Raw genomic sequence first — 26,120 nt, 5'->3', positions numbered from 1 at the left:
GGTCTCAGCGCGAGAAGCGCTTGTACTTGATCTTCTTCGGCATGATCGAATCCGCCCCGAGCCGGCGGACCTTGTCGGCCTCGTAGTCGGAGAAGTTGCCCTCGAACCACTCGACGTGGCTGTCGCCCTCGAAGGCCAGGATGTGCGTGGCGATGCGGTTCAGGAACCAGCGATCGTGGCTGATGATGACCGCGCAGCCGGCGTAATCCTCCAGCGCGTCCTCGAGGGCGCGCAGGGTCTCCATGTCGAGGTCGTTGGTCGGCTCGTCGAGGAGCAGCACGTTGGCGCCGCCCTTCAGGGTCCGGGCGAGGTGAACGCGGTTGCGCTCACCGCCCGAGAGGGTGCCGACCTTCTTCTGCTGGTCGGGTCCCTTGAACGCGAAGGCCGCGCAGTAGGCGCGCGAATTGATCTCGCGCTTGTTGAAATAGATGATGTCGTTGCCGCCGGAGACCTCCTGCCAGACCGTGGCGTTCGGGTCGAGGGCGTCGCGCGACTGGTCGACGTAGCCGAGCTTCACCGTCTCGCCGACCTCGATCTTGCCGTTGTCGGGCTTCTCCTGGCCGGTGATCATCTTGAACAAAGTGGTCTTGCCGGCCCCGTTCGGGCCGATCACACCGACGATGCCGCCGGGCGGCAGCTTGAACGACAGGTCCTCGATCAGCAGCCGGTCGCCGAACGCCTTGCTGAGGTGCTCGAACTCGATGACGTTGTTGCCGAGTCGCTCGTCGATCGGGATGACGATCTGCGCGGACGCGTCGACCTTCTGCGCCTGCTTGGCGACCAGCTCCTCGTAGCGGGTGATGCGCGCCTTCGACTTCGACTGGCGGGCCTTCGGCGAGGCGGCGATCCACTCCTGCTCGCGGGCGATGGAGCGCTGCCGGACCATGTCCTCGCGGCCCTCCTGCTCCAGGCGCTTCTGCTTCTGGACCAGCCACGCCGAGTAGTTGCCCTCGTACGGGATGCCCTTGCCGCGATCGAGCTCCAGGATCCAGCTCGTCACGTTGTCGAGGAAGTAGCGGTCGTGGGTCACGATCAGGATCGCGCCCGGATACTGGCGCAGGTGACCCTCCAGCCAGTTCACCGTCTCGGCGTCGAGGTGGTTGGTGGGCTCGTCGAGCAGCAGCAGCTCCGGCTCCCACAGGAGCAGGCGGCACAGCGCGATGCGGCGGCGCTCGCCGCCCGAGAGGGTCGCGACCGGCTGCTCGTCGCTCGGGCAGCCCAGGGCCTCCATGGCCTGATCGACCTTCGAGTCGAGCTCCCAGAGGCCCAGCGACTCGATCCGGTCCTGGAGCTCGGTCATCTCGTCGGCGGTCTCCTCCGAGTAGTTCATGGCGAGCTCGTTGTAGCGGTCGAGCATGGCCTGCTTCTCGGCGACGCCCTCCATCACGTTCTCGCGGACGGACTTGCTCGGATCGAGCTGGGGTTCCTGCGGCAGGTAGCCGACGCGCGCGCCCTGCGCGACCCAGCCGTCGCCGGTGAACTCCTTGTCGATGCCCGCCATGATCTTGAGCAGCGTCGACTTGCCGGAGCCGTTGATGCCGAGCACGCCGATCTTGGCGTCGGGGTAGAAGGACAGGTTGACGCTATCCAGGACCTTCTTGCCGCCGGTATAGGCCTTGGTCAGGCCCCGCATGTGGTAGATGAATTCGCGAGCCATCGCGGATCGTCCTCAGCGCGTTGTTCGGGACCGCGCGGATCGTGCCAGCGGCACGGGTCAGGCACCGGGCCTCAGCACCCGTCCTGGACGCGCGTCCCTACGATATAGGAATGACCCTCTCGGAGTATCAGGCCCGCCGGGACGCGGCAAGGACGCGACAAGGACGGACCGGCCGCCGGCGGGCGCCGGATCGCTCACGCGAAGGGGTTCTTGACCGTTCGCGGCGGCGCGTCCGGCACCTCCGCCACCGCGTCCGGCAGGTCGGACGCTTCCAGGGCCTTCACGATCGCGTCCAGCGTCTCCCGGAGCAGCCTGGCCTGCTCCAGGCCGGTCCGGTCGCGGGTCAGGTCGAGGGATCCGTGCAGGGCGATCCGGTCCGTGCCGTTCTCGAAGCTCAGGGCGCCGACGGAGCGCACGCCGGCATCGTCGGCGAACGGCGCGAAGCCCTCGGTGTCCGAGTTCTTGCCGTCCGGGCTCTCGTTGTCCGGGCTTGCCGTCTTGGGCCGGGCGCGTCGCTTGTTCTCGGGCATCGGGTCCTCTCAGAAGCTCTCAGAAGAACGTGCGCAGGAAGTCGCGGACGAGCTTGCGCAGGGCGCGGGCGAGTTCGCGCTCGAGCCAGTCCTGCCAGGTCTGCTCGTGCCGGGGCCGGCGCTCCTCCGCGCGGGCGGAGGCCTGAGGATCCGGCAGCCCCATCGCGGTCGCCCGGGCCGCGGGCGGCAGGCCGGGAAAGACGTCGATGCCGGCTTCCTGGCGGAGATCGTCGATCGACAGGGCGCGCCAGTCCTTCGAATCGTCGTTCCGGGCGAGGTAGGCGCCCGCCTCGCCGCGCGACGGGTCGTACACGGCCTTGAAGAGCTGTGTCGGGACGAGCACGCCGCCCTTGATCTGCTGCACCGCGTCGCCCGCGAAGATCACCCCGGTGACGACGAAGAGCGCGCCCCGGCGGGTGGCCAGGCGCCGGGTGCTCTCCTCGATATCCGCCCAGAGTCCCCGGTTCAGGACGCGGTTCTGCGGCACGATGTTGGCGAGGCTGAACGACTCGGCCTGGGCGGCGAGGGTCGGCATGTCCCCGGCCGGCGCGAGATGGCCCCGGTCGAACCCGCTGCGGACGTAATCCTCCAGCGCGGCGCGCTGATCCTCCGGCAGGCGCGTCTCCTCGTGGAAGGAATCGTCGCGGGCCACCGCCCGGGCCGCCGCGACGCTGGCGCGGGTGAGGTGCTCGGCGGCGTAGAGCGGCGTGCGCGTCACGCCGGAATGCAGGACCGCGAAGGCCTCGAAGCACAGCGGGACCGCGCGGACGGCGAGCTTCGGATTCGTGAGGACGGGCGACTGCCCGTCGGCGAACAGGGCCGGACAGGAATCCTGGGCGCGGACCGGGGGCGCGACCAGCGCGAGGGTCAGGACCGCGGCGGCGAGCGTCGGTGCCCGCATCACCAGCAGACGCGGACCCGGCGGACGCCCTCCGGGGTCGGGCGGTCCCGCCACGCGCAGGGCCGGCCGAGGCTGTTGCTGAACGGACGGGCATCGCGATCGGGACCGCCCGGCGCGACCCGCGCCGGGCAGTCGCCGAGGAAGTTGCAGAGGAAGTCGAGATTGCCGTCCGGCGGCCGTGGCTGGGCGTAAGCTTGGCCGTGACCCGTAATCGCGAACATGAGCAGGATTGTGCACAGACGAGCCGGATTCAAAGGCGAACCTCTTGTGGCGTTAAGGGCACGTGACTGAAAAAAACGCCGGCCCGACATTGATCGCGCCGCCGATCGTCCGTAACTGGCACTATCATGACAGCGACGGACGGGCGGGTTCTAGCATGAACGCGTGTCCCCGGGCTGCTGGCGTCGCGGTTGCCGAGAGCCCGCGACGGAGCCGTCGCCATACTCGAACGAACGGATGCGAGCATTGGCACTCTCCCCTGAGCAATCGGCGTTGCTGGACCGCGTTCCGTCTCCTTCGGCGCTGCGGCGCCTTCCGGAGTCGGAGCTGCAGGCGGTGGCCGACGCGGTGCGCGCCGAGATGATCGACGCGGTCTCGATCACCGGCGGCCATCTCGGCTCGGGTTTGGGGGTGGTCGAGCTGACCGTGGCGCTGCACCACGTGTTCGACACCCCCGACGACCGCATCGTCTGGGACGTCGGACACCAGTGCTACCCGCACAAGATCCTCACCGAGCGCCGCGACCGCATCCGGACGCTCCGCCAGGGCGGCGGCCTGTCCGGCTTCACCAAGCGGAGCGAGAGCGTCTACGACCCCTTCGGCGCCGCCCACTCCTCGACCTCGATCTCGGCCGCGCTGGGCATGGCGGTCGCCCGCGACCTCGACAACGCCGCCGCCAAGTCGAAGAACCGCCCGCCCAAGCGCCGCAACGCCATCGCGGTCATCGGCGACGGCTCGATGTCGGCCGGCATGGCCTACGAGGCCCTCAACAACGCCGGCGCCCTGCACTCGCGCCTGATCGTCATCCTCAATGACAACGACATGTCGATCGCGCCCCCCGTCGGCGCCATGTCGGCCTACCTCGCCCGCCTCGCCTCGGGCGGCGCCTACCAGTCCCTGCGCGAGACCGCCAAGCAGCTCGGCAAGCTCCTGCCCAAGGCGCTCTACCAGCGCGCCGCCGCGGCCGAGGAATACGCCCGCTCGCTCGTGGTCGGCGGCGGCACCATGTTCGAGGAGATGGGCTTCCACTACGTCGGCCCGGTCGACGGGCACAACCTCGACCACCTGCTGCCGGTCCTGAAGAACGTCCGCGACGCCGAGCACGGCCCGATCCTGCTCCACGTCGTCACCCAGAAGGGCAAGGGCTACGCCCCGGCCGAGGCTAGCGCCGACCGCTACCACGGCGTGGTCAAGTTCGACGTGGTCTCAGGGGTCCAGGCCAAGGCCAAGCCGAACGCGCCGGCCTACACGCGGGTGTTCGGCGAGAGCCTGATCAAGGCGGCCGACGCCGACGACAAGGTCGTGGCTATCACCGCGGCGATGCCGGGGGGCACCGGCATCGACCTGTTCGGCAAGGCGCACCCGGACAAGACCTTCGACGTCGGCATCGCCGAGCAGCACGCGGTGACGTTCGCGGGCGGTCTGGCCACCGAGGGCTACCGGCCGTTCGTGGCGATCTACTCGACGTTCCTGCAGCGGGCCTACGACCAGGTGGTGCACGACGTGGCGCTGCAGAACCTGCCGGTGCGGTTCTGCCTGGACCGGGCGGGGCTGGTCGGCGCCGACGGGGCGACGCACGCGGGCGCGTTCGACCTCGCCTACCTGTGCTGCCTGCCGAACATGACCGTGATGGCGGCCTCCGACGAGGCCGAGCTGGTGCACATGGTGGCGACCGCGCACGCGCACGACACGGGCCCGATCGCGCTGCGCTACCCGCGGGGCGAGGGCGTGGGCGTCGAGCTTCCGGAGCGGGGCGAGGCGCTGGCGATCGGCAAGGGCCGGGTGGTGCGCCGGGACGCGGAGGCGCGTGTGGCGCTGCTGTCGCTCGGCACGCGCCTGTCGGAGGCCTTGAAGGCGGCCGACACGCTGGCCGAGCAGGGCGTGGCGGTGACGGTGGCGGACGCGCGGTTCGCCAAGCCGCTGGACGAGGCGCTGATCCTGGAGCTCGCGCGCGACCACGAGGTTCTGATCACGATCGAGGAGGGCTCGCGGGGCGGGTTCGGCGCGATGGTGCTGCACCTGCTGGCCGAGCGCGGCGCCCTGGACGCGGGCGGCGTGCGGGTGCGGACGATGACGCTGCCGGACGCCTACCAGGACCACGACAGCCCGGAGAAGATGTACGCCGAGGCGGGCCTCGACGCCACGACCATCGTCAGGACCGCCCTCGACACCCTGCCCGAGCGGAAGGACAGCCGGTCGCGCCTGCGGCTCGCCTGACCGGGCGGGCCGGCCGCCGGAGCCCGCCCCCCGAACCCCGACCGTCTTGCCGGCGCGCGCGATCCTCCGCATATCGCCGGCACGGGGTGAGGGCGCGCGGCGCCTTCCGACCCCCCGGTGAGCCTGTCGCGCCGCGCCGACACGGGGACGAACGAGCGGATGACCTCCGAGAAACTGCGCCTGGGCGTCAACATCGATCACGTCGCGACCGTCCGCAACGCCCGCGGCGGCGACTATCCGGACCCGGTGCGGGCGGCCCTGCTCGCCGTCGAGGCGGGCGCCGACGGGATCACCGCGCATCTGCGCGAGGACCGGCGCCACATCCGCGACACCGACATCGCGGCGCTCAAGCGCGGCCTGTCCGTGCCGCTCAACTTCGAGATGGCCGCCACTGACGAGATGGTGGCGATCGCCCTCGACACCCGCCCGCACGCCGCCTGCCTCGTCCCGGAGAAGCGCGAGGAGCGCACCACCGAGGGCGGCCTCGACATCGTCGGCGGCCGCGCGCACTTGGCGCCGCGCATCCGCGCCCTCGCGGAGGCCGGCATCCGCGTCTCGCTGTTCGTCGAGCCCGAGCCCGCGATCATGGACGCCGCCCGCGCCCTCGGGGCGCCCGTGGTCGAGCTGCACACCGGCAGCTACTGCGAGGCGGCGCTGGAGGACGACGACGCCCGGACCGCGCACGAGCTCGCCCGCATCCGGCGCGCGGCGGAGCACGGGGCCGGCCTCGGCCTCGAGATCCACGCGGGCCACGGGCTCACCCTCGGCAGCGTCGGCCCGGTGGCGGCCCTGCCGCAGATCCGGGAGCTGAATATCGGCCATTCCCTGATCGCCGACGCGATCTTCGTGGGGCTCGACCGGGCGGTGCGCGACATGCGGGCCGCCATGGACCGGGCGCGGCGCCCATGATCGTCGGGATCGGCTCGGATCTCTGCGACATCCGCCGGATCGCCCGGACCCTGGAGCGGCACGGCGAGCGCTTCACCCACCGGGTCTTCACCGACGGGGAGCGGGCCCGCTGCGACCGGCGGGCCGCCCGCGCCGAGGGCTACGCGCGCCGCTTCGCCGCCAAAGAGGCCTGCGCCAAAGCGCTCGGCACCGGCCTCAGCGCCGGCGTGTTCTGGCGCGACATGGAGGTGGTGAACCTGCCCTCCGGGCAGCCGACCCTGCGTCTCGCGGGCGGCGCGGCCGAGCGGCTCGCGGAACTCCTGCCGGCGGGGCACGCGGCGCGGCTCCACGTGAGCCTCACGGACGATCCGCCGATGGCGCAAGCCTTCGTGATCATCGAGGCCTTACCGGTCCCTGTCGCCGGTTGAGGCCGCCGTCGCGGATTAGCCTGCGGCGGTCGCGCGTTGCGGGGGGCTCGCGCATGGTCTAGACCGCCGGACACGGCGGACACGATTGCGGCGCATTCCTCGGGACAACCGCACATCAGGCCGCGCGCGGCGGGGCCGCGCCCCGCGGATCGCGGGCGTCGCACCTCAATCGAAGACGGAACGCGCGCGTGGATTACGACGGCAAGCCGCTCAGGAAACCTGCCGACACCGGCACCTGGGCCAGCATCCGCGAGACGCTGAAGGTCGGCATCCAGGCGCTGCTGATCGCCCTTGTGGTGCGGACCCTGCTGTTCCAGCCGTTCAACATCCCGTCCGGCTCGCTGGTGCCGACCCTGCTGATCGGCGACTACCTGTTCGTGTCAAAATATTCTTACGGCTATTCCAAGTACTCGCTGCCGCTTTCGGAGTACATCCCGATCCAGGCCGACGGCCGGATCTGGGGCGCGGACCCGAAGCGCGGCGACATCGCGGTGTTCAAGCTGCCCAAGGACAATTCGACCGACTACATCAAGCGCGTGATCGGCCTGCCGGGCGACAAGATCCAGATGATCGACGGCGTGCTCAACATCAACGGCAAGGCGGTCAAGCGCGAGCGGATCGCCGACTACGAGACCACCGATCCCTACGGCCAGCCGACCAAGGTGCCCCAGTACCTGGAGACCCTGCCCAACGGCGTGGTCCACCGGGTGATCGAGCGCGACGGCGACAACGGCTTCTGGGACAAGACCGAGCTGTACACGGTCCCGCCCGGTCACTTTTTCATGATGGGCGACAACCGCGACAACTCCACCGATTCGCGCGATCTCGCCAATGTCGGCTACGTGCCGTTCGCCAACCTGGTCGGGCGCGCCGAGATGATCTTCTTCTCGATCGACGAGGGCACGCCGGCCTGGCAGGTCTGGAACTGGCCGGCCCACGTGCGCTGGTCGCGCCTGTTCACGACGATCCATTGACCGGCCCGGACTTGGACGACGCCGCGCAGCCCCGGGCCAACGCCCGATCCCGGCGGGCCCACAAGCCGCGCCCGCCGCTGACCGCGCTCGAGGAGCGGATCGGCCACAGCTTCGGCGATCAGGACCTGCTCACCCGCGCGCTGACCCACACCAGCAAGGCGAGCGGCCGGGGCGGCAGCTACCAGCGCCTGGAATTCCTCGGCGACCGCGTGCTCGGGCTCGCGGTCGCCGACCGTCTCTACGGCGCCTTTCCGGAGGCCGACGAGGGCGACCTCTCCCGGCGCCTGGCCGCCCTGGTCCGGCGCGAGACCTGCGCGGCCGTGGCCGCCTCCTGGGAGGTCGGCCCGCACCTGATCCTCGGCCAGGGCGAGGTCATGGGCGGCGGCCGGCGCAACCAGACGATCCTGGCCGACGTCTGCGAGGCGATCCTGGGTGCGATCTACCTCGATGCCGGGTTCGACGCCGCCCGGGCGGTGGTCGAGGCGCATTTCCATCCCGGCGAGCCGACCGCGGCGGCGCGGGGCCGCGACGCCAAATCCGCCCTGCAGGAATGGGCCATGGGCCGCAGCCTGCCGATCCCCACCTATGAGGTGGTGGAGCGCACCGGTCCCGACCACGCGCCCCGGTTCCGCATCGCCGTGCAGGTCGAGGGCCTGGAGCCCGGTCTCGGCGACGGCACGTCGAAGCGGATCGCCGAGCAGGCCGCCGCGCGGGCGCTGATGGAGCGGGAGGGAATCGGGGCCTCCGCGGACGCGGAACCGACGGAGACAGCATGAGCGCGCACGAGCAGGACGATCACGACGCGCAGGACGGACCCGGCATCGCGCCGGCCCGGGACCCCGCGCGCGACCCGTCCACCCTTCCCGGCACGCCCGCCGACGCCCGGGCCGGCTTCGTCGCGCTGATCGGCGTGCCGAATGCCGGCAAGTCGACCCTGCTCAACAACCTCGTCGGCACCAAGGTCTCGATCGTCTCCCGCAAGGTGCAGACGACCCGGGCCCTGGTGCGGGGCATCCTCATCGAGGGCTCCGCCCAGGTCGTGCTGGTCGACACCCCCGGCATCTTCGCGCCCAAGCGCCGCCTCGACCGCGCGATGGTCCACTCGGCCTGGAGCGGCGCCGCCGACGCCGACGCCGTCTGCCTGCTGGTCGACGCGCGCAAGGGTGTCGACGCGGAAGTCGAGGCGGTGCTCGGCCGGCTCGGCGAGGTGAAGCGCGAGAAACTGCTGATCCTCAACAAGATCGACCTGATCCCGCGCGAGCGGCTGCTCGATCTCGCCGCCAAGCTCAACGCCGCCGCGCCCTTCGCCGAGACCTTCATGATCTCGGCGCTCAACGGCGACGGCGTCGCCGACCTGCGCCGGGCGCTGGCCGCCCGCATGCCGGCGGGCCCGTGGCTGTATCCGGAGGATCAGGTCTCGGACGCGCCCCTGCGCATGCTCGCCGCCGAGATCACCCGGGAGAAGATCTACGACCGGCTGCACGAGGAGCTGCCCTACCGCTCCACGGTGGAGACCGACCAGTGGCAGATCCGGCCCGACGGCTCGGTGCGGATCGAGCAGACGATCTTCGTCGAGCGGGAGAGCCAGCGCTCGATCGTGCTCGGCAAGGGCGGCCAGACCATCCGGTCGATCGGGCAGGCGGCCCGGATCGAGATCGCCGAGGCGGCCGACGCCAAGGTCCACCTGTTCCTGCACGTGAAGGTGCGGGAGAACTGGGCCGACGACCCGGCCCGCTACCGCGAGATGGGCCTGGAATTTCCGCGGGGCTGACGCGCCGGGCCGCGCGGGAGGCTGGGCTTCGCGGCCGGTTCCGGTATAAACGCGGAGTTCCCCCGGATGAATCGAGTCGGGCGCGGGTTTACCCCGCTCCGCCGCGGATTCGCGTTCCGGTTTCGGCACTCCAAATCCCGAATCGTCTATGCGCCACGCCGTCTACGGCCTGCCGCCGGTGGACCTCGCCGAGGTCCCGGGCGACGCCGTCCAGCTCTCCCCGTTGATCCCCGGCGCCGCGCGGCTCGAGGATCTGTCCGAGAACAGCCTCGACTCGGCCACCGTGCTGGCGCCGCCCGGGACGGTCGAGCGGCGCTACGTGCTGGCCCAGGTGCTGCGCGCCCTCGGGCCGGGCGGCCGCATGGTCGCCCTGGCGCCCAAGGATCGCGGCGGCACACGCCTCGCCAAGGAGCTGACGACCTTCGGCTGCGCGGCCGCGGACCAGCCGCGCCGGCACCACAGGATCTGCACGGCGGAGCGGCCGACGGCGCCGGCCGGCCTCGCCGAGGCGATCGACGAGGGCGGCCCGCGCCACGTCGACAACCTCGCCCTCTGCACGCAGCCCGGCATCTTCTCGTGGGACCGGCTCGATCCGGGCACGGCGCTGCTGCTCGCGAACCTCCCGGCCCTCAAGGGTCGCGGCGCCGATTTCGGCTGCGGGCTCGGGATCCTCTCGCGGGCCGTCCTGGGCTCCGAGGCCGTCACCGCCCTGACCCTGCTGGAGATCGACCGGCGCGCCGTCGAGATGGCGCGCCGCAACGTCGCCGACCCGCGGGCGACGATTCTGTGGGCGGATATCCGGGCGTCCGGCGCCGTGCCGGATCACCTCGATTTCGTCGTCACGAACCCGCCGTTCCACGAGGGCGGGAGCGAGGATCAGGCGCTCGGCCGGGCGTTCATCGCGCGGGCCGCCGAGGCCCTGCGCCCCGGGGGGGCGCTGTGGCTCGTGGCCAACGCGCACCTGCCCTACGAGGCGAGCCTGCGCGAGGCGTTCCGGCACGTCGCGGTGGCCGTCCAGGCGAACGGCTACCGGGTCTACGAGGCTCGCCGGTGAGCGCGCCGTTTCCATGAGCGCGGCGCGATCCGTCCGCCTGGACAAGCTCCTCGCCAATCTCGGCTACGGCTCGCGCCGCGAGATCCAGGCGCTCGCCCGCGCCGGCGCGATCCGCCTCGACGGCGCGGAGCTCGCGGAGGCCGGCGACCGGATCGCCCTCGCGCCGGACCTGCCGGAGCGCCTCACGATCGACGGCGAGGCCCTGGACCCGCTCCCCGGCCTGTGCCTGATGCTGCACAAGCCGCTGGGCGTCACCTGCTCGCACAAGGAGGCGGGCCCGCTGGTCTACGGGCTGCTCCCCGAGCGCTGGCGCCGCCGCGACCCGCCGCTCTCCACGGTGGGACGCCTCGACAAGGAGACCTCGGGCCTGCTGCTGCTGACCGACGACGGGGCGCTCCTGCACCGGATCATCAGCCCGAAGGCCCAGGTGGCGAAGCGCTACCGCGTGACCCTCGACCGGCCGCTGACCGGCCGCGAGGCGGAGGTGTTCGCCGCAGGGACGCTCGTGCTGGAGGGCGAGGAGCGCCCGCTCCTGCCGGTGCGGCTCGACGTCGAGGATGCCACGCGCTGCGCGGTGACGCTGACGGAGGGCCGCTACCACCAGGTCCGCCGGATGTTCGCCGCCGTCGGCAACCACGTCGCGGCGCTGCACCGGGACCGGGTCGGCGGTCTCGCTCTGCCGGCGGACCTGCCGGCGGGGGCGTACCGGGTGATGACGGCCGACGACGTGGCGGCGGTGTTCGCGGGCGGGTGATCCGGGCTGCGCGCCTGTCAGTGCGGCGCCCGGGCGAGGGCGACGACCGCGCCGATCACAGCGAGTGTCTGGAAGCCGATCAGGCCCGCCACCCAGCGCACGATTTCGGACCGCGTATCCGCCAGCTCGGCGCGCAGATCCGCTTTCGTGACGAGATCGCCCTGCAACGCTTCCGCCATGGCATCGGCCATGGCCCTCCGCCTGTTCCGGGGAGAGCTTGGCCTTCCCCCGGAGGATCCGGGCGAATTTCAGGGTGTCGAAGGCGACCGCCGCCATGGTCCGAACTCTCGCGAGGCGAGCCCGCGTGTTGCAAGCGGTCTGAACACAGGCTGTGATTGAGGGCTGGCCCGCGACGCCCCGCCGCTTCTTGCCTTCGGACCCGCCCTCTGCTAAGCGCCCGCCCATCCCACACGCGGAGCCGGCCTCATGCCTGAATGAGGCGTTTCCGGTGGTCGTCCGAACTCTCGGCCGACCGCATCCCTCCGCGGCGGATATAACCGGAGAGCACAAGAGCCATGGCCGTCGATTTCTCTATGCGTCAGCTCCTCGAGGCGGGCGCCCATTTCGGTCACCAGTCCCACCGCTGGAACCCGAAGATGCAGCCGTACATCTTCGGCACCCGCAACAACATCCACATCATCGACCTCGCCCAGACCGTGCCGGCGCTGCACCAGGCGCTGCAGGCGGTGAGCGACACCGTCGCCAAGGGCGGCCGCGTGCTGTTCGTCGGCACCAAGCGCCAGGCGGCCGACACGATCGCCGAGGCGGCCAAGCGCTCGGCCCAGTACTACGTCAACTCCCGCTGGCTGGGCGGCATGCTCACCAACTGGAAGACCATCTCGGGCTCGATCTCGCGCCTGCGCAAGGTCACCGAGACGCTGGAGACCGGCGGCCCGGGCCTGACCAAGAAGGAGCGCCTGATGCTCTCCCGTGAGAAGGAGAAGCTCGAGAAGGCGCTCGGCGGCATCAAGGACATGGGCGGCGTGCCGGACCTGCTGTTCGTGATCGACACCAACAAGGAGCAGCTGGCGATCAAGGAGGCGAACCGCCTCGGCATCCCGGTGGCCGCCATCGTCGACACCAACTGCAACCCGGACGGCATCAGCTACATCGTCCCGGCCAACGACGACGCCGGCCGCGCGATCGCGCTGTACTGCGACCTGATCGCCAAGGCCGCCATCGACGGCATCTCGCGCGCCCAGGGCTCGTCGGGCATGGATATCGGCGCCTCCGAGGAGCCGATGGCCGAGGAACTGCCGGCGAACGACGACGCGGCCGTCACGGTCGAGTCCGACGCCCTCGACCCGGCCGACGTGGCGATGCTCGCCGAGTCGACCGAGCACTTCGAGCTGCTCGCCGCCCCGCGCGGCGCGCCGGACGACCTGACCAAGCTCAACGGCGCCGGCCCGCAGATCGTGCAGAAGCTCAACGACGCCGGCATCTACCACTACTGGCAGCTCGCCGCGATGACCCCCGAGGACGTCGCCAAGGTCGATGCCGACCTGAAGCTCAACGGCCGCATCGACCGCGACTCGTGGGTCTCGCAGGCCCGCGGCTTCGTCGAGGCCGCCGCCGCGGCCTGATCCAACGGGGCTTCGCGGCGGCACCGTCATCGGGCCGTCGCGGATCCAGGCATACCGGGCCCGGCCGCTCACCCGCGCGCCGGGCCTCTCGCATCCAGACCACACGAAAGGGACCGCCATGGCCAACATCACCGCCGCGATGGTGAAGGAGCTCCGGGAGAAGACCGGCGCCGGCATGATGGACTGCAAGGGCGCGCTCAACGAGACGCAGGGCGACATCGAGGCCGCCGTCGACTGGCTGCGCAAGAAGGGTCTCGCCAAGGCCGCCAAGAAGGCCGGCCGCGTCGCCGCCGAGGGCCTCGTCGCCGTCGAGTCCGCCGGCCGCCACGCCGCCGTGGTCGAGGTGAACTCCGAGACCGACTTCGTCGCCCGCAACGACGCCTTCCAGGCTTTCGCCCGCGAGGCCGCCAAGATCGCGCTCAACACCGACGGCACGCTCGAGGGCCTCCAGGCCGCCCATTTCCCGGGCGCCACCGAGACCGTCTCGGAGAAGCTGCAGGCCCTGATCGCCACCATCGGCGAGAACATGAACCTGCGCCGGGTCACCAAGCTCGAGGTCAAGAAGGGCGTCATCGCCTCCTACGTGCACAACCAGATCTCCGAGGGCCTCGGCAAGATCGGCGTGCTCGTGGCGCTCGAGTCCGAGGGCGACGTCGACGCGCTCTCGGCACTGGGTCGCCAGATCGCCATGCACATCGCGGCGACCAACCCGGTGGCGCTGGACGCCTCGGGCGTCGACGCCGCCACGGTGGAGCGCGAGTCGAACATCCTGCGCGAGAAGAACGCCGGCAAGCCGGACCACGTGATGGCCAAGATCGTCGAGAGCGGCCTGAAGAGCTACTACAAGGAGGTCACCCTTTTGGAGCAGCCCTTCGTGCACGACGGCTCCAAGACGGTGAGCCAGGTCCTCAAGGAGGCCGGCTCCAAGGTCGGCGGCCCCGTGACCCTGACGGGCTTCGTCCGCTACGCGCTGGGCGACGGCATCGAGAAGGAAGAGGGTCCGGACTTCGCCACCGAGGTCGCCCAGCAGGCTGGCCGCGCCTGACACCGACCGCGAGCGCCCGGTTTGCCGGGCCGTCGTGAGATCAGCCCCGTCCGGCACGCGCCGGGCGGGGCTTCGCGTTTCCGGAGGCGCCCGATCGATCCGCGCAGGGTCGTGTCGCGCCGCACACCCCGCCGTGCGGCGCCGCGCTAAGTTCCGGGCATGCCTCTGAAGCCCTTCTCCTACCTCATGATCGGCGTGTTCGCCTCCGGCCTCGCCATGACCGTCTTCGGCGCCGTCGGCGTCCTGGCTGGCAGTTGAGAACGGGCGCCGGCGCGGCGGATCGCCGTCACGCCGGCGCCGCATCGACCGGGATTTCACCGTTCCGCACCCGAACCGCGAAGGCGGCGCAGACATCCTCCACGGCCGCGCGCCGTTCGCGCGGCGCAGGCCTTGTACCCACGATCCCCGCCGGATCCGGGCCGGGCCCCTCGACGGCGCTCGGGCGGTTGACGTAGAAGCCTCCCCGCTCACGCGATGCGGGATGGAGCCGGGGGCCCAGATGCCGGAGACGACGCCGTTTCGCCGTATCCTCGTGAAGCTGTCGGGTGAGGCGCTCGCCGCTCCCGACGGCTACTGGTTGCATCCGCCGACGCTGGCGGCGCTCGCCGAGGACATCGCCCGCACGATCGAGTCGGGCGCCGAGATTGCCATCGTGGTGGGCGGCGGCAACATGATCCGCGGCGCGCGGATCTCCGCGGCCGGCTGGATCGACCGGGCGACCGGGGATTCGCTCGGCATGATGGCCACGGTGATGAACTCGCTGGCCATCGAGACGGCGCTCAACGCCGCGGGCGTGCAGGCGCGGACCATGTCGGCGGTGTCGATGCCGACCATCTGCGAGACCTACGCCCGCCAGCCGGCCCTGCACCACCTGGACAAGGGCCAGGTCGTCGTCCTCGCCGGCGGCACCGGCAACCCGTTCTTCACCACCGACACCGCGGCGGTGCTGCGCGCCGCCGAGCTGCGCTGCGACGCGGTCCTCAAGGCGACGCAGGTGGACGGCGTCTACTCGGCGGATCCGAAGAAGGATCCGAGCGCCACGCGCTACGACCGCATCACCCACGACGAGGCGATCGCCCGCGACCTGAAGGTGATGGACACCGCCGCCTTCGCGCTGGCCCGGGAGAGCCGCCTGTCGATCGTGGTCGGCTCGCTCCACCCGCCGAGCTCGATCGCCGCGATCCTGTCGGGCGACGCGCCCTCGACCCTCGTGGCGCCCTGACGCGCGGCACGACCGGGCCGCGACCGTTTGCGGCCCTGAAAAAATTCGTCCATTGAGGCCGCGACTGCCCGCGCCGGGCTCAAGACCACGTCAGACGTCTCGGGACGACCCTCATGGCCACACCGGAATTCGATCTCAACGACATCAAGCGCCGCATGCAGGGCGCTGTGTCCTCGCTCTCGAAGGATCTCGGCTCGCTGCGCACCGGGCGCGCCACGCCGTCGCTCCTCGACCCGATCCAGGTCGACGCCTACGGCTCGATGATGCCGATGGCCCAGGTCGCCACCGTCAGCGTGCCGGAGCCGCGGCTCCTGTCGATCTCGGTCTGGGACCGCAGCATGGTCACGGCCGTCGAGAAGGCGATCCGCGAATCCGACCTCGGCCTCAACCCGCAGACCGAGGGGCAGACCATCCGGCTCCGCATCCCCGAGATGAACGAGCAGCGCCGCAAGGAGATGGTCAAGGTCGCCCACAAGTACACCGAGGAGGCCCGCGTCGCCGTGCGCCACGTGCGCCGGGACGGCCTCGACCATCTCAAGAAGCTCCTGAAGGACAGCGCCATCTCGGAGGATGACGAGAAGCGTCAGGCCACCGACGTGCAGAAGGCGACCGACCAGTACATCGCCGAGATCGACGGCGTGCTGGCGTCCAAGGAGAAGGAGATCATGCAGGTCTGAGGCGAAGGGCAGGACGCGCGTGACCTCCGCCGCCGCACCGGCCACGCGTCCCTCGGGACGGCGCGAGCTGTGGCTGCGCGTCGCCTCGGGCCTCGTGCTCGGCACCGGCGTGCTGGCCGCTCTGGTCTATGGCGGCTGGCCCTTCGCGGGGATCTGGCTCGCCGCCGGCATCGTCGGCTTCGCCGAGTGGATGGTGATGAGCCGCACCGAGCCCCGCGAGGTGCTGATCGCGCTGGGCGCTGCGACGCTCGGCGCCCTGCTGCTCTGCCAGCGCGGCGGCGCCCCGACGCCGGCCTGCCTCGCGGTCCTGCTGCTCGGCGCCGCGGCCTGCGCCACGGTGGCGCGGACCGGACGGGGCCGGCTCCGCGCCTTCCTCGGCGTGCTCGGCGCGGCGGCGATTGCGGCGGTGCCGGTGGCCCTGCGCGACGACCCCGCCATCGGCCTGGTCGGGCCGGCCTGGATGTTCGCGGTGGTCTGGTCCACCGACATCGCGGCCTACTTCGCCGGCCGGAAGATCGGCGGCCCCAAGCTGATGCCCCGGGTCTCGCCCAACAAGACGTGGTCGGGCGCCCTCGGCGGCCTCGTCGGCGCGGTCGCCGCCGGGACGCTGGTCCCGGTGGTCGCCGACCTCGCCGGGATGACCCTGCCCAGCGCCGCCTCTCTCCCGGTCGTGGCGGGCGTGAGCGCGCTCGCCTCGGTGCTGAGTCAGGCCGGCGACCTGATCGAATCCGGCCTGAAGCGCCATTACGGCGTCAAGGATTCGGGCAAGATCATCCCCGGCCATGGCGGCGTCATGGACCGGCTCGACGGATTCTTCGCGGTCGCCGTGCTGGCGGCCGTCTATCTCGCCCTGCGCGGCGGCGGTCTGATCACGTGACGATGAGGGAGTTGAACCCGTGACCCAGGTCGTCACCGTCTTCGGCGCCACCGGCTCGATCGGCCGCTCCACCGCCGACCTCCTGGCGCAGCACGCCGACCGGTTCCGCGTCGGCGCCCTGGTCGGCGGCAAGGATCCCGTCGCCCTGGCCAAGGTCGCCCGCGAGCTCAACGCCTCCTTCGCGGCGCTCGCCGACGAGGCCGCCGGCCCGGCGCTGGCCGAGGCCCTGTCGGGCTCCGGCATCCCGAGCGGGGCGGGGGAGGCGGCCGTCATGGAGGCCGCCGCCCGCGACGCCGACATCGTCGTCGCCGCCGTGAGCGGGGCGGCCGGGCTGAAATCGACCCACGCCGCCCTCCGGCTCGGCCGCAAGGTCGCGCTCGCCAACAAGGAGAGCCTGGTCTGCGCCGGCGACGCCTTCATGCGCGACGCCGCCCGCTACGGCGCCACGATCCTGCCGATGGATTCCGAGCACGACGCGCTGAGCCAGGCGCTGGCCGGCCGGCCGCTCGCCGACGTCCGCACCATGATGATCACGGCCTCGGGCGGCCCGTTCCGGACCTGGACCCGCGAGCGGATCGCCGCCGCCTCCGCGGCCGAGGCCGCCGCCCATCCGACCTGGTCGATGGGCATGAAGATCAACATCGATTCGGCGAGCCTGATGAACAAGGGGCTCGAGCTGATCGAGGCGCACCACCTGTTCGGCATCGAGCCCGAGCGCCTCGACGTGGTCGTGCACCCGCAATCGGTGATCCACGGCATGGTCTACTGGCTCGACGGGGCGGTGACCGCCGAGCTGGCGCTGCCCGACATGCGCGTGCCGATCTCGCACTGCCTCGGCCTCGGCGACCGGCTGACGATCGAGCGGGGCCGGCCCCTCGACCTCGTGAAGCTCGGTTCGCTGACCTTCGAGGCCGCGGACGAGGCGCGTTTTCCGTGCCTGCGGATCGCCCGCGCGGCCCTGGCCGCCGGCGGCGCGGCGCCCACCGTGATGAACGCCGCCAACGAGATCGCGGTGGCGGCCTTCATCGCCGGCCGGATCGGCTTCTACGGGATCAGCGATCTGGTCGAGCGCGCCTGCACCCACTTCGCCGGCCAGTACCGGGCCGCGCCCGCCGACGTCGACGAGGCGCTCGCCATCGACGCCCACGTGCGGATCTGGAGCGCCGAGGCCCTGCCGGAGCTGCGCGCCGCCGGCTGAACCCGGTCATTGCGAGCGCAGCGAAGCAATCCAGCGACGCCACGCTCGCAGAATGTCGCGCCGCTGGATTGCTTCGCTGCGCTCGCAGAGACGTTTCCCGCCTGAGCCGCGCCTCAGCGCGTGGGGCCGTACCCGGCCAGGAACACCCGCACCGCCTCGTCGACCTGATGGCGCATCTCGGCCTCGCCGGCGATGCCGCCCGCCGCGAACAGCAGGCGGGTCAGCAGACCCGCCTGGCAGAGATGCAGGAAGTGCCGGGCCGCGAGCTCGGTGTCGGCGATCGTCAGGCGTCCCGCCTGGACCTGCGCGTCGAGGTAGCGCGAGAGGCGCTCGACGCCGCAGGCCGGACCGGCTTGGTAGTAGACCTGCCCGAAGCGCGGAAACTTCTCGCTCGCGCCGATGACCATGCGGACCAGCGAGACGTGCGCCGGCCGGCACATCTCGGTCAGGAAGCTGCTTCCGAGCCGGGTCAGGACGCCCGGCACGTCGGGATCGTCCGCGTCCAGGGTGAACAGGGCCTCGGCGAGGCTGGCCTTCTCCTGGATGGTCAGCGCCTCGAACAGGTCCTCCTTGTTCTCGAAGTAGACGTAGAGCGTGCCCTTCGAGACCCCGGCCGCCCGCGCGATCTCGCCCATGCTGGCGCCGTCGAACCCCGCCGCCAGGAACACCGTCCGCGCGCCCTCGAGGATCTGCTGCCGCTTGTCGCCCTCGTGCTGGGCCTGACCCCGCTCCAACGCCGCACCCTGAGCCATGATCCCGCTCCGCACCGTGACACCGTCACGCTTGACCGAACCGTTCGGTCAAAATAACCTGCGGCTTCTTCGGGGGCGCGTCAAGCCGTGCCTCGTTATTGACCGAACGGTTCGGTCATTGATGTCGAGGCGCTGATATGTCCCTTCGCGAGGACGCCGATCGGCCGATTTCCGGTCTCGATGCCGCTATTGAGGCCCGAATCGAAGCCGGAGACGAGGCGCGCGCCGAGCGCACGGCGCCGGCCGCGCCGGCCCCCGCCGCGGCGTCCCTGCCGACGCCCGTGCCGGTCGAGGCGCCGCCCGCCCGCAAGCGCTCCGTGAAGCGGCTCGTCCTGCTCGGACTGCTGGCGGCCGCCCTGGGCGGCGGCGCGTATCAGGGATGGCAGTGGTGGACCGTCGGGCGGTTCTTCGTCTCGACCGACGACGCCTACGTCCAGGCCGACATCTCGGTCCTGGCGGCCAAGATCCCGGGTTATCTCCAGTCGGTGCCGGTCGTGAACGGCCTCGCCGTGAAGAGGGGCGACGTCATCGCCAAGCTCGACGACGGCGACTACCGCCTCGCGCTGCAGGCGGCGCAGGACAAGCTCGCCACCCAGGAGAGCACGATCGCGCGGATCGGCCGGCAGGCCGAGGCGGCGCAGGCCCAGGTCGCCCAGGCCGCCGCGCAGCTCGACGCGACCCGCGCCGACGCCATCCGCGCCCAGGCCGACTTCGCCCGGTCGACGCAGATGCAGGCGGATTACGTCGCCAAGTCGCGCATCGACCAGACCCGCGCCGACCGCGACCGCACCGAGGCCTCCGTGAAGGCCATGGAGGCCGGCCTCCTCGCGGCCCGCGCCAACGTGGACGTGCTCCAGGCGCAGAAGCGCGAGGCGGAGAGCCTCGCGGCGGAACTCCGCACCGCCGTCGACCGGGCCCGGCGCGACCTCGACTTCACGGCGATCCGCGCGCCCTTCGACGGGGTGGTCGGCAACAAGGCCGTCGAGGCCGGCGCCTATGTCGGGCCCGGCACGCGGATCGCCGCCCTGGTCCCGCTCCAGAGCGTCCGGATCGACGCGAACTTCAAGGAGACCCAGGTCGAGCGCATGCGTCCCGGCCAGCCGGTGACCGTGACGGTCGACGCCTATCCGGACCGCGAGATCCACGCCGTGGTGGAATCGTTCTCGCCGGCCTCCGGCTCGGTGTTCAGCCTGCTGCCGCCCGACAACGCCACCGGCAACTTCACCAAGATCGTCCAGCGCCTGCCCGTGCGGGTGCGCGTGCCCGAGGAGGTCGCCCGCGAGGGCCTGCTGCGGCCGGGCCTGTCGGCGGTGGTCCGGGTCGACACCCGCACCGGCGCCGACCGCTCCGTCCTCGACCGCGCCTCCGCGCCGCGGCCGGTCAGCACCGCCAGCCGCTGAGACCGGCGATGGCCGCCAGTGCCGCTCTCGCGCCCGGCGCGCCGATCCGCGCCGCCGAGCCGCCCCTCGACCGCCGCCGCATGGTGGCGTTCGTCTGCATGGTCTTCGGCATGTTCATGGCGATCCTGGACATCCAGATCGTCTCGGCCTCCCTGAACGAGATCCAGGCCGGGCTCTCGGCCTCCGGCGACGAGATCCCCTGGGTCCAGACCAGCTACCTGATCGCCGAGGTCATCTCGATCCCGCTCTCCGGCACCCTGTCGCGGGTGCTCTCGACGCGCTGGATGTTCGCCATCTCGGCGGGCGGCTTCACCCTAATGAGCCTGATGTGCGCCACCTCCTCGTCGATCGGCGAGATGATCGTCTGGCGGGCGCTCCAGGGCTTCATCGGCGGCGGCATGATCCCGACCGTCTTCGCCGCGGCCTTCACGATCTTCCCGCCCTCGAAGCGGACCATCGTCTCGCCGATGATCGGCCTCGTGGCGACGCTGGCGCCGACGATCGGGCCGACGGTGGGCGGCTACCTGACCGACCTGATGTCGTGGCACTGGCTGTTCCTCATCAACGTCGTGCCGGGCATCTTCGTGACGGTCTCGACCTGGATCCTGGTCGATTTCGACGAGCCCAATTACGGCCTGATCCGGTCGTTCGACTGGGCCGGCCTCGCCTTCATGGCCGGCTTCCTCGGCTGCCTCGAATACGTGCTGGAGGAGGGCCCCAACCACGACTGGCTGCAGGACGAGGCGGTCTTCGCCTGCGCAATCGTCTGCGGGACGTCGGCGCTGCTGTTCTTCTGGCGGGTCTTCACGGCGAAGCAGCCGATCGTCGATCTCAGGGCCTTCTCGGACCGGAACTTCGCCAGCGGCTGCGTGGCGAGTTTCGTGCTGGGCATCGGCCTCTACGGGCTGACCTACATCTACCCGGTCTACCTCGCCCGGGTGCGCGGCTACTCGGCGCTGATGATCGGCGAGACGATGTTCGTCTCCGGCCTGTGCATGTTCGCCACCGCGCCGATCGCCGGCCGGCTCTCGGGCAAGGTCGATCCCCGGATCATGATGGGGATCGGCTTCGTCGGCTTCGCCTGCGGCACGTGGATCGTCACGGGCCTCACCAAGGACTGGGACTTCTACGAGCTGCTCGTGCCGCAGATCCTGCGCGGCTGCTCGCTGATGCTCTGCATGATCCCGATCAACAACATCGCACTGGGCACGCTGCCGCCGGCGCGGATGAAGAACGCCTCAGGGCTGTTCAACCTGACCCGCAACCTCGGCGGCGCGGTCGGGCTCGCGCTGATCAACACGATCCTCAACGACCGCTGGGACCTGCACCTCGCCCGGCTGCACGAGCGCTTCACCTGGGCGAACACGGCCGCGCTGGAGCGGCTCGACGCGATGCAGCGCGGCTTCGACGCCTACGGCAGCGCCGCCTCCGACATGGCGCTGAAGGCGATGACCAACACGGTGCGGATCCAGGGCCTCGTCATGGCCTTCGAGGACGTGTTCCTGTCCCTCACCGTCCTGTTCCTCGCGATGGCCTGCGCGGTCCCCATGATCCGGCGGCCGAAGGCCGGCGCGGGCGGCGGCGGCGGCCACTGACGGGCGGTCCCCGACGGGCGGGACCGACCCCGCGCGATCGGCCGGTGCGGAATCGGACGGCGCGTGCGACCTTCCGCGGCCGGGCCGCAGGATTGCGTTGGCGGTCGGCACCGCCGATCTGCTAGACAGGGCGGATGGCCGGCCCGAGAAGCCGGCGCCGAGACGGCCAGGATACGGCTTATGGACTTCCTCAACGCGATGGGCGGAACCGCCGGCGGTTTCTTCGGCGCCGTGATCCCGTTCCTGTTCGTGCTCACCGTCGTGGTGTTCGTGCACGAGATGGGCCACTTCCTGGTCGGGCGCTGGTGCGGGGTCGGCGTGCACGCCTTCTCGCTCGGCTTCGGTCCCGAGCTGTTCGGGTTCAACGACCGGCGCGGCACCCGCTGGAAGGTCTGCGCGATCCCGCTCGGCGGCTACGTGAAGTTCCACGGCGACGTGAACGGCGCCAGCATGCCCGATCCCGAGGCGGTCGCCCGGATGAGCCCGCACGAGCGGGCGATCAGCTTCCCGACCCAGCCCGTGTCCAAGCGCGCCGCGATCGTCGCCGCGGGCCCGGTGGCCAACTTCATCCTGGCGATCCTGCTCTTCGCGGGCGCCATCTGGCTCGGCGGCCGCTACGAGCTGCCCGCCCGGGTCTCGTCGGTGGAGCCGAACAGCGTCGCCGCCCAGGCCGGCTTCCAGCCCGGCGACGTGATCACCGCGATCGACGGCGAGAAGATCGGCGACTTCAACGCCATGTACCGCACGGTGACCGGCAGCGCCGGGACGCCGCTGACCTTCACGGTCGAGCGCAACGACCAGCCCATCACTATCCAGGCGACGCCGGCCACCTTCGAGGAGAAGACGCCGTTCGGCCGCCACCGGATCGGCCGGCTCGGCATCCGCTCGCCCGCGGGCTCGGAGGCGCGGCTCGTGCAGTACGGGGCGCTCGACTCGCTCAATCTCGGCGTGAAGGAGACCTACTTCGTCGTCGAGCGCACCTTCTCGTATCTCGGCAAGCTGGTGACCGGGCGGGAATCCGCCGACCAGCTCTCGGGTCCGATCGGCATCGCCCGCGTCTCCGGCGAGGTCGCCAAGACCGGCGGCGTCGGCGGCCTGGTCGGGCTGATCGCCCTGCTCTCCGTCTCGATCGGCCTGCTCAACCTGTTCCCGGTGCCGCTGCTCGATGGCGGCCACCTGCTGTTCTACGCCTTCGAGGTGGTGCGCGGCCGCCCGCTGAGCGAGCGGGCCCAGGAGATCGGCTTCCGCATCGGCCTCGCCCTCGTGCTGATGCTGATGCTGTTCGCCGCCTGGAACGACATCCTCAACCTCGGCGCCTCCTGGCGGAACACCTGATCCGGGGCCGGCGGGGATCCGAGGATCGCCGCCGGATCTCCACCGGAAACGCTGCCCCAATCCCGCCGCGATCTCGCCCGGACACCGCCCGGATGACGCCGCGCCGACGCGCCGAAACAGGGTTAACGGAACGTTCGCGCGACCGCGAGCGGCGCGAAAAAGGGCCGGTCGCTCAGGCGTTTACGGCGCGTTCACCATGATCCGCGGTTTGCCCGTAAGCTGACCGCACCGTTAAGTGGCGCGAAGGCCACGACCCCCCAAAATCCCCTGACGATGGCCTCCCGCGCGTTTGCTTGGCAGGGGAATCCCGCTAAGAGCTACGCTTGGACCGAAGCCACGCTTGGACCAGGTGACGGGACGGCCGATCAACGGTCGCCCGTGACGGGCTAACCCCCGCGACCAGAACAGAAACGGGCGATTGCATGATGTCGTTGACGGGGAAGCCCCGACGTAAGTCGGTGCGGAAAACCATCGTCCTAGTCACTGCCGGTCTGGGTGTCGTCCTGAGCGGGGCTGCCCAGGCGCAGCAGATCGTCGTCCAGGGCAACCAGCGCGTCGATGCCGACACGATCCGGTCCTACGTGACCGGGACGGCGTCCGGCTCCGCCGAGGAGGCCCGCCGCAACCTGCTCGCTAGCGGGATGTTCTCCGACGTGAAGGTCGCCCAGTCGGGTGGCCGCACGGTGGTGACCGTCCGCGAGAACAACCTGATCAACCGCGTGGTCTTCGAGGGCAACAAGAAGATCGAGAAGGCCACCCTGGAAGGGGTGGTCGAGGCCAAGTCCCGCGGGCCCTACAGCGAGGCGATCATCAACGCCGACCTCGCGCGCATCCGCGACGTCTACAAGCGCTTCGGCCGCGGCACCGCCAAGGTGACCTACCGGACCGTCGACCTGCCCAACGGCCGCGTCGACGTGATCTACCAGATCGACGAGGGCGACAAGACCGGCATCCTCTCGATCAACTTCGTCGGCAACAACGCCTACTCGGAACGGACGCTGAAGGGGCTGATGAGCTCCTCGGAGATGAACTTCCTGTCGTTCATCAAGACCTCCGACGTCTACGATCCCGACCGCATCACCAACGACCTCGACCAGGTCCGCCGCTACTACCTGAAGAACGGCTACGCCGACTTCCAGGTGGTCAGCGCCGACGCGCGCTACGTCGAGGGCGACAAGTCCGGCTACGTCATCACCATCACGGTGAGCGAGGGCGAGCAGTACCGGGTCGGCGCCGTCCAGGTGGATTCCCGCCTGCCGGGCCTCGACACCGCGAAGCTCGACAGCGACATCGCCACCTCCGTGGGCGACGTCTACAACGCCGACGACGTCGAGAAGACGCTCAACAACGTCACCCGCCAGGTCAACCGCGCCGGCTACCCGTTCGCGCAGGTCCGCCCGACCGGCCAGCGCGACCCGGCGAGCCACCAGGTCTCCCTGGGCTTCGTGGTCGAGGACGGCCCGCACGTCTACGTCGAGCGCATCAACATCCGCGGCAACACCCGCACCCGCGACTACGTCATCCGCCGCGAGCTCGATATCGCGGAGGGCGATGCCTACAACCGCGTGCTGACCGACCGCGCCGAGCGGCGCCTGAACGGCCTGGGCTTCTTCAAGAAGGTCCGCTTCTCGAACGAGCCGGGCTCGGCCCCGGACCGGGTGGTCATCAACATCGACGTCGAGGATCAGCCCACGGGCTCGTTCTCGGTGGCGGGCGGCTACTCCACCCAGGACGGCATCATCGGCGAGGTCTCGGTCTCCGAGTCGAACTTCCTCGGTCGCGGCCAGTACGTCCGCCTCGCCGGCACGGGCGGCCAGTACTCGCGCGGCGTCGACTTCTCCTTCACCGAGCCGTACTTCCTCGGCTACCGCCTCGCGGCGGGCTTCGATGCCTTCTACAAGTACTCCGACCTGACCCGGTACTCGCGCTACGAGACCACGGTGTACGGCGGTCAGCTGCGCCTCGGCCTGCCGATCACCGAGGAGTTCGGCATCACGCTGCGCTACTCGCTGTACAACACCGAGCTGAAGGTGCCGAACACCCTCAAGCGGCCGTACAACGACTGCTCGATCCCGATCCCCGGCTACACCGCCACCTACGCGGCGGGCACGATCGACCCGAACACCGGCCGCAACATCGGCGGCCAGTCGATCTACCCGAACTGCGCGTATGACGGCGAGGCCTCGATCGCCATTAAGGGCTCGCAAGGCAACACGCTGACCTCGCTGGCCGGCCTGACGCTCGCCTACTCGACCCTCGACGTGATCGGCGCGCCCCGCAACGGTCTCTACGCCGAGCTGAAGCCCGACGTCGCGGGCCTGGGCGGCGACTCCAAGTTCTTCCGCGTGACCGCCGACGCGCGGTACTACAAGGAGATCTTCGAGGACGTGGTCGGCTTCATCCGCTTCCAGGGCGGCCACATCTCGTCGCTCAACAACGACCCGCTGCGGGTGACCGACCAGTTCTTCCTCGGCCCGTCGCTGGTCCGCGGCTTCGCGCCGAACGGCATCGGTCCGCGCGACGTCGGCATCGCCGACGCCCGCTCGAACGCCATCGGCGGCTCGACCTACGTCGGCGGCACCCTCGAAGTGCAGTTCCCGCTGCCCCTCGTTCCGCGGGATCTGGGCCTGAAAGGCGCGCTCTTCGCCGATGCCGGCACGCTGTTCGGCTATCACGGCCAGCGGAACTTCAACGTGAACGGCGACGCCTTCATCAACGGCATCTCGCCGACGACCGGGAAGTGCAACTTCAACGCCTTCACGATCGGCGTGGAGCCGGAATGCGTGAACGTCCGCGACACGGCGGCGATCCGCTCCTCGATCGGCGCGTCCATCCTGTGGAACTCGCCGCTCGGCCCGATCCGGTTCGACTACGCCTACGCTCTGTCCAAGGACGAGGGTCAGAAGGTGTTCGTCCCGATCCTCGGCAAGTTCGGCCATATCGGCGCGGATCAGGTCCAGGCCTTCCGCTTCTCCGGCGGCTCGCGCTTCTGATAAAAAACACGCGCGCCGGCCGGATTCTCCCGGCCGGCGCGTTGTCGGAC

At 70.8% G+C, this 26,120-nt stretch carries 24 protein-coding genes; 18 read left to right on the top strand and 6 right to left on the bottom strand.

The window, feature by feature from the left end; translation table 11 throughout:
* Positions 1 to 4: 4 nt before the first annotated feature.
* The 4 genes from ettA to ACQKQD_RS22885 form a co-directional block, all read right to left on the bottom strand.
* Positions 5 to 1,657, bottom strand: coding sequence for an energy-dependent translational throttle protein EttA (gene ettA, locus ACQKQD_RS22900; RefSeq protein ID WP_020096342.1), 1,653 nt, complete (start codon positions 1,655 to 1,657; stop codon positions 5 to 7).
* 194 nt (positions 1,658 to 1,851) lie between these two features.
* Positions 1,852 to 2,187 carry a hypothetical protein gene (locus ACQKQD_RS22895; protein WP_427509643.1) on the bottom strand — a complete coding sequence of 112 codons (336 nt, stop codon included), beginning with the start codon at positions 2,185 to 2,187 and terminating at the stop codon, positions 1,852 to 1,854.
* 19 nt (positions 2,188 to 2,206) lie between these two features.
* Positions 2,207 to 3,088 carry a DNA/RNA non-specific endonuclease gene (locus ACQKQD_RS22890; protein ID WP_427509642.1) on the bottom strand — a complete coding sequence of 294 codons (882 nt, stop codon included), beginning with the start codon at positions 3,086 to 3,088 and terminating at the stop codon, positions 2,207 to 2,209.
* Positions 3,088 to 3,309 carry a hypothetical protein gene (locus tag ACQKQD_RS22885; protein ID WP_056533022.1) on the bottom strand — a complete coding sequence of 74 codons (222 nt, stop codon included), beginning with the start codon at positions 3,307 to 3,309 and terminating at the stop codon, positions 3,088 to 3,090. The genes ACQKQD_RS22890 and ACQKQD_RS22885 overlap by 1 nt, the downstream gene beginning before the upstream one ends.
* A gap of 235 nt (positions 3,310 to 3,544) precedes the next feature.
* Between ACQKQD_RS22885 and dxs the strand changes: the two genes are divergently transcribed.
* The 8 genes from dxs to ACQKQD_RS22845 all read left to right on the top strand — a co-directional run bounded on the left by dxs (position 3,545) and on the right by ACQKQD_RS22845 (position 11,393).
* Entirely contained in the window at positions 3,545 to 5,524 is a 1,980-nt protein-coding gene (gene dxs, locus ACQKQD_RS22880; protein WP_427509641.1) for a 1-deoxy-D-xylulose-5-phosphate synthase, read from the top strand.
* Between the two features lie 159 nt (positions 5,525 to 5,683).
* Positions 5,684 to 6,433: a pyridoxine 5'-phosphate synthase gene (locus ACQKQD_RS22875; protein WP_427509640.1), complete on the top strand. Its 750-nt coding sequence runs from the start codon at positions 5,684 to 5,686 to the stop codon at positions 6,431 to 6,433.
* Positions 6,430 to 6,840: a holo-ACP synthase gene (gene acpS / locus ACQKQD_RS22870; RefSeq protein ID WP_020092967.1), complete on the top strand. Its 411-nt coding sequence runs from the start codon at positions 6,430 to 6,432 to the stop codon at positions 6,838 to 6,840. Before ACQKQD_RS22875 ends, acpS begins: the two co-directional genes overlap by 4 nt.
* Positions 6,841 to 7,028: 188 nt before the next feature.
* Positions 7,029 to 7,814, top strand: a complete 786-nt coding sequence (lepB, locus tag ACQKQD_RS22865) for a signal peptidase I (RefSeq protein WP_020092968.1) — start codon at positions 7,029 to 7,031, stop codon at positions 7,812 to 7,814.
* On the top strand, positions 7,811 to 8,590 hold the full coding sequence (gene rnc / locus ACQKQD_RS22860; RefSeq protein WP_081636475.1) for a ribonuclease III: 780 nt from the start codon (positions 7,811 to 7,813) through the stop codon (positions 8,588 to 8,590). The genes lepB and rnc overlap by 4 nt, the downstream gene beginning before the upstream one ends.
* Positions 8,587 to 9,585, top strand: a complete 999-nt coding sequence (gene era, locus ACQKQD_RS22855; protein WP_020092970.1) for a GTPase Era — start codon at positions 8,587 to 8,589, stop codon at positions 9,583 to 9,585. The genes rnc and era overlap by 4 nt, the downstream gene beginning before the upstream one ends.
* Positions 9,586 to 9,733: 148 nt before the next feature.
* The gene (locus ACQKQD_RS22850; protein WP_091680439.1) at positions 9,734 to 10,639 is read left to right on the top strand and encodes a class I SAM-dependent methyltransferase; all 906 of its coding nucleotides are present in this window, start codon (positions 9,734 to 9,736) and stop codon (positions 10,637 to 10,639) included.
* A 13-nt stretch (positions 10,640 to 10,652) separates the two neighbouring features.
* Positions 10,653 to 11,393: a pseudouridine synthase gene (locus ACQKQD_RS22845; RefSeq protein ID WP_020092972.1), complete on the top strand. Its 741-nt coding sequence runs from the start codon at positions 10,653 to 10,655 to the stop codon at positions 11,391 to 11,393.
* A gap of 17 nt (positions 11,394 to 11,410) precedes the next feature.
* Here ACQKQD_RS22845 and ACQKQD_RS22840 read toward each other — a convergent pair whose 3' ends face one another.
* Entirely contained in the window at positions 11,411 to 11,584 is a 174-nt protein-coding gene (locus ACQKQD_RS22840; RefSeq protein ID WP_427509639.1) for a hypothetical protein, read from the bottom strand.
* Between the two features lie 324 nt (positions 11,585 to 11,908).
* Between ACQKQD_RS22840 and ACQKQD_RS22835 the strand changes: the two genes are divergently transcribed.
* From ACQKQD_RS22835 to dxr, 6 genes are all read left to right on the top strand, one after another.
* Entirely contained in the window at positions 11,909 to 12,976 is a 1,068-nt protein-coding gene (locus tag ACQKQD_RS22835) for a 30S ribosomal protein S2 (RefSeq protein WP_020092974.1), read from the top strand.
* A gap of 118 nt (positions 12,977 to 13,094) precedes the next feature.
* Entirely contained in the window at positions 13,095 to 14,021 is a 927-nt protein-coding gene (gene tsf / locus ACQKQD_RS22830) for a translation elongation factor Ts (protein WP_042676079.1), read from the top strand.
* A gap of 499 nt (positions 14,022 to 14,520) precedes the next feature.
* Entirely contained in the window at positions 14,521 to 15,243 is a 723-nt protein-coding gene (gene pyrH, locus ACQKQD_RS22825; RefSeq protein ID WP_026604897.1) for a UMP kinase, read from the top strand.
* Between the two features lie 113 nt (positions 15,244 to 15,356).
* Positions 15,357 to 15,920: a ribosome recycling factor gene (gene frr, locus ACQKQD_RS22820; RefSeq protein WP_020092978.1), complete on the top strand. Its 564-nt coding sequence runs from the start codon at positions 15,357 to 15,359 to the stop codon at positions 15,918 to 15,920.
* A gap of 19 nt (positions 15,921 to 15,939) precedes the next feature.
* Entirely contained in the window at positions 15,940 to 16,797 is an 858-nt protein-coding gene (locus tag ACQKQD_RS22815) for a phosphatidate cytidylyltransferase (protein WP_427509638.1), read from the top strand.
* A gap of 19 nt (positions 16,798 to 16,816) precedes the next feature.
* A complete protein-coding gene (dxr, locus tag ACQKQD_RS22810; protein ID WP_091680444.1) occupies positions 16,817 to 17,995 on the top strand; it encodes a 1-deoxy-D-xylulose-5-phosphate reductoisomerase in 1,179 nt (392 codons plus the stop codon).
* A 113-nt stretch (positions 17,996 to 18,108) separates the two neighbouring features.
* Here dxr and ACQKQD_RS22805 read toward each other — a convergent pair whose 3' ends face one another.
* The gene (locus ACQKQD_RS22805) at positions 18,109 to 18,747 is read right to left on the bottom strand and encodes a TetR/AcrR family transcriptional regulator (protein WP_427509637.1); all 639 of its coding nucleotides are present in this window, start codon (positions 18,745 to 18,747) and stop codon (positions 18,109 to 18,111) included.
* A 137-nt stretch (positions 18,748 to 18,884) separates the two neighbouring features.
* On the opposite strand from ACQKQD_RS22805, the gene ACQKQD_RS22800 reads away from it, so the two are divergent.
* The 4 genes from ACQKQD_RS22800 (at position 18,885) to bamA (ending at position 26,070) form a co-directional block, all read left to right on the top strand.
* Positions 18,885 to 20,147: an HlyD family secretion protein gene (locus ACQKQD_RS22800; RefSeq protein ID WP_427509636.1), complete on the top strand. Its 1,263-nt coding sequence runs from the start codon at positions 18,885 to 18,887 to the stop codon at positions 20,145 to 20,147.
* Positions 20,148 to 20,155: 8 nt separating this feature from the next.
* Positions 20,156 to 21,742 carry a DHA2 family efflux MFS transporter permease subunit gene (locus ACQKQD_RS22795; RefSeq protein ID WP_091680447.1) on the top strand — a complete coding sequence of 529 codons (1,587 nt, stop codon included), beginning with the start codon at positions 20,156 to 20,158 and terminating at the stop codon, positions 21,740 to 21,742.
* A 180-nt stretch (positions 21,743 to 21,922) separates the two neighbouring features.
* Entirely contained in the window at positions 21,923 to 23,077 is a 1,155-nt protein-coding gene (locus tag ACQKQD_RS22790; RefSeq protein WP_020092984.1) for a M50 family metallopeptidase, read from the top strand.
* Between the two features lie 422 nt (positions 23,078 to 23,499).
* Positions 23,500 to 26,070 carry an outer membrane protein assembly factor BamA gene (gene bamA, locus ACQKQD_RS22785; RefSeq protein ID WP_026604899.1) on the top strand — a complete coding sequence of 857 codons (2,571 nt, stop codon included), beginning with the start codon at positions 23,500 to 23,502 and terminating at the stop codon, positions 26,068 to 26,070.
* Positions 26,071 to 26,120: the final 50 nt, after the last annotated feature.

It is taken from the genome of Methylobacterium sp. NPDC080182 (genome assembly GCF_050281105.1).
Classification (GTDB): domain Bacteria; phylum Pseudomonadota; class Alphaproteobacteria; order Rhizobiales; family Beijerinckiaceae; genus Methylobacterium.
The sequence above is the reverse complement of the archived record's forward strand: the minus strand, read 5'-3'. Positions and strand labels throughout refer to the sequence as shown.

What these genes read in the sequence shown, in the direction of transcription:
- ACQKQD_RS22800 (WP_427509636.1), top strand. Translation starts at nt 18,885, where the DNA reads ATGTCCCTTCGCGAGGACGCCGATCGGCCGATTTCCGGTCTCGATGCC.
- ACQKQD_RS22895 (WP_427509643.1), bottom strand. Translation starts at nt 2,187, where the DNA reads ATGCCCGAGAACAAGCGACGCGCCCGGCCCAAGACGGCAAGCCCGGAC.
- ACQKQD_RS22840 (WP_427509639.1), bottom strand. Translation starts at nt 11,584, where the DNA reads ATGGCCGATGCCATGGCGGAAGCGTTGCAGGGCGATCTCGTCACGAAA.
- bamA (WP_026604899.1), top strand. Translation starts at nt 23,500, where the DNA reads ATGATGTCGTTGACGGGGAAGCCCCGACGTAAGTCGGTGCGGAAAACC.
- era (WP_020092970.1), top strand. Translation starts at nt 8,587, where the DNA reads ATGAGCGCGCACGAGCAGGACGATCACGACGCGCAGGACGGACCCGGC.
- ACQKQD_RS22835 (WP_020092974.1), top strand. Translation starts at nt 11,909, where the DNA reads ATGGCCGTCGATTTCTCTATGCGTCAGCTCCTCGAGGCGGGCGCCCAT.
- ettA (WP_020096342.1), bottom strand. Translation starts at nt 1,657, where the DNA reads ATGGCTCGCGAATTCATCTACCACATGCGGGGCCTGACCAAGGCCTAT.
- tsf (WP_042676079.1), top strand. Translation starts at nt 13,095, where the DNA reads ATGGCCAACATCACCGCCGCGATGGTGAAGGAGCTCCGGGAGAAGACC.
- ACQKQD_RS22890 (WP_427509642.1), bottom strand. Translation starts at nt 3,088, where the DNA reads ATGCGGGCACCGACGCTCGCCGCCGCGGTCCTGACCCTCGCGCTGGTC.
- ACQKQD_RS22850 (WP_091680439.1), top strand. Translation starts at nt 9,734, where the DNA reads ATGCGCCACGCCGTCTACGGCCTGCCGCCGGTGGACCTCGCCGAGGTC.
- ACQKQD_RS22875 (WP_427509640.1), top strand. Translation starts at nt 5,684, where the DNA reads ATGACCTCCGAGAAACTGCGCCTGGGCGTCAACATCGATCACGTCGCG.
- ACQKQD_RS22885 (WP_056533022.1), bottom strand. Translation starts at nt 3,309, where the DNA reads ATGTTCGCGATTACGGGTCACGGCCAAGCTTACGCCCAGCCACGGCCG.
- dxs (WP_427509641.1), top strand. Translation starts at nt 3,545, where the DNA reads ATGCGAGCATTGGCACTCTCCCCTGAGCAATCGGCGTTGCTGGACCGC.
- ACQKQD_RS22795 (WP_091680447.1), top strand. Translation starts at nt 20,156, where the DNA reads ATGGCCGCCAGTGCCGCTCTCGCGCCCGGCGCGCCGATCCGCGCCGCC.
- ACQKQD_RS22845 (WP_020092972.1), top strand. Translation starts at nt 10,653, where the DNA reads ATGAGCGCGGCGCGATCCGTCCGCCTGGACAAGCTCCTCGCCAATCTC.
- pyrH (WP_026604897.1), top strand. Translation starts at nt 14,521, where the DNA reads ATGCCGGAGACGACGCCGTTTCGCCGTATCCTCGTGAAGCTGTCGGGT.
- frr (WP_020092978.1), top strand. Translation starts at nt 15,357, where the DNA reads ATGGCCACACCGGAATTCGATCTCAACGACATCAAGCGCCGCATGCAG.
- acpS (WP_020092967.1), top strand. Translation starts at nt 6,430, where the DNA reads ATGATCGTCGGGATCGGCTCGGATCTCTGCGACATCCGCCGGATCGCC.
- ACQKQD_RS22805 (WP_427509637.1), bottom strand. Translation starts at nt 18,747, where the DNA reads ATGGCTCAGGGTGCGGCGTTGGAGCGGGGTCAGGCCCAGCACGAGGGC.
- ACQKQD_RS22790 (WP_020092984.1), top strand. Translation starts at nt 21,923, where the DNA reads ATGGACTTCCTCAACGCGATGGGCGGAACCGCCGGCGGTTTCTTCGGC.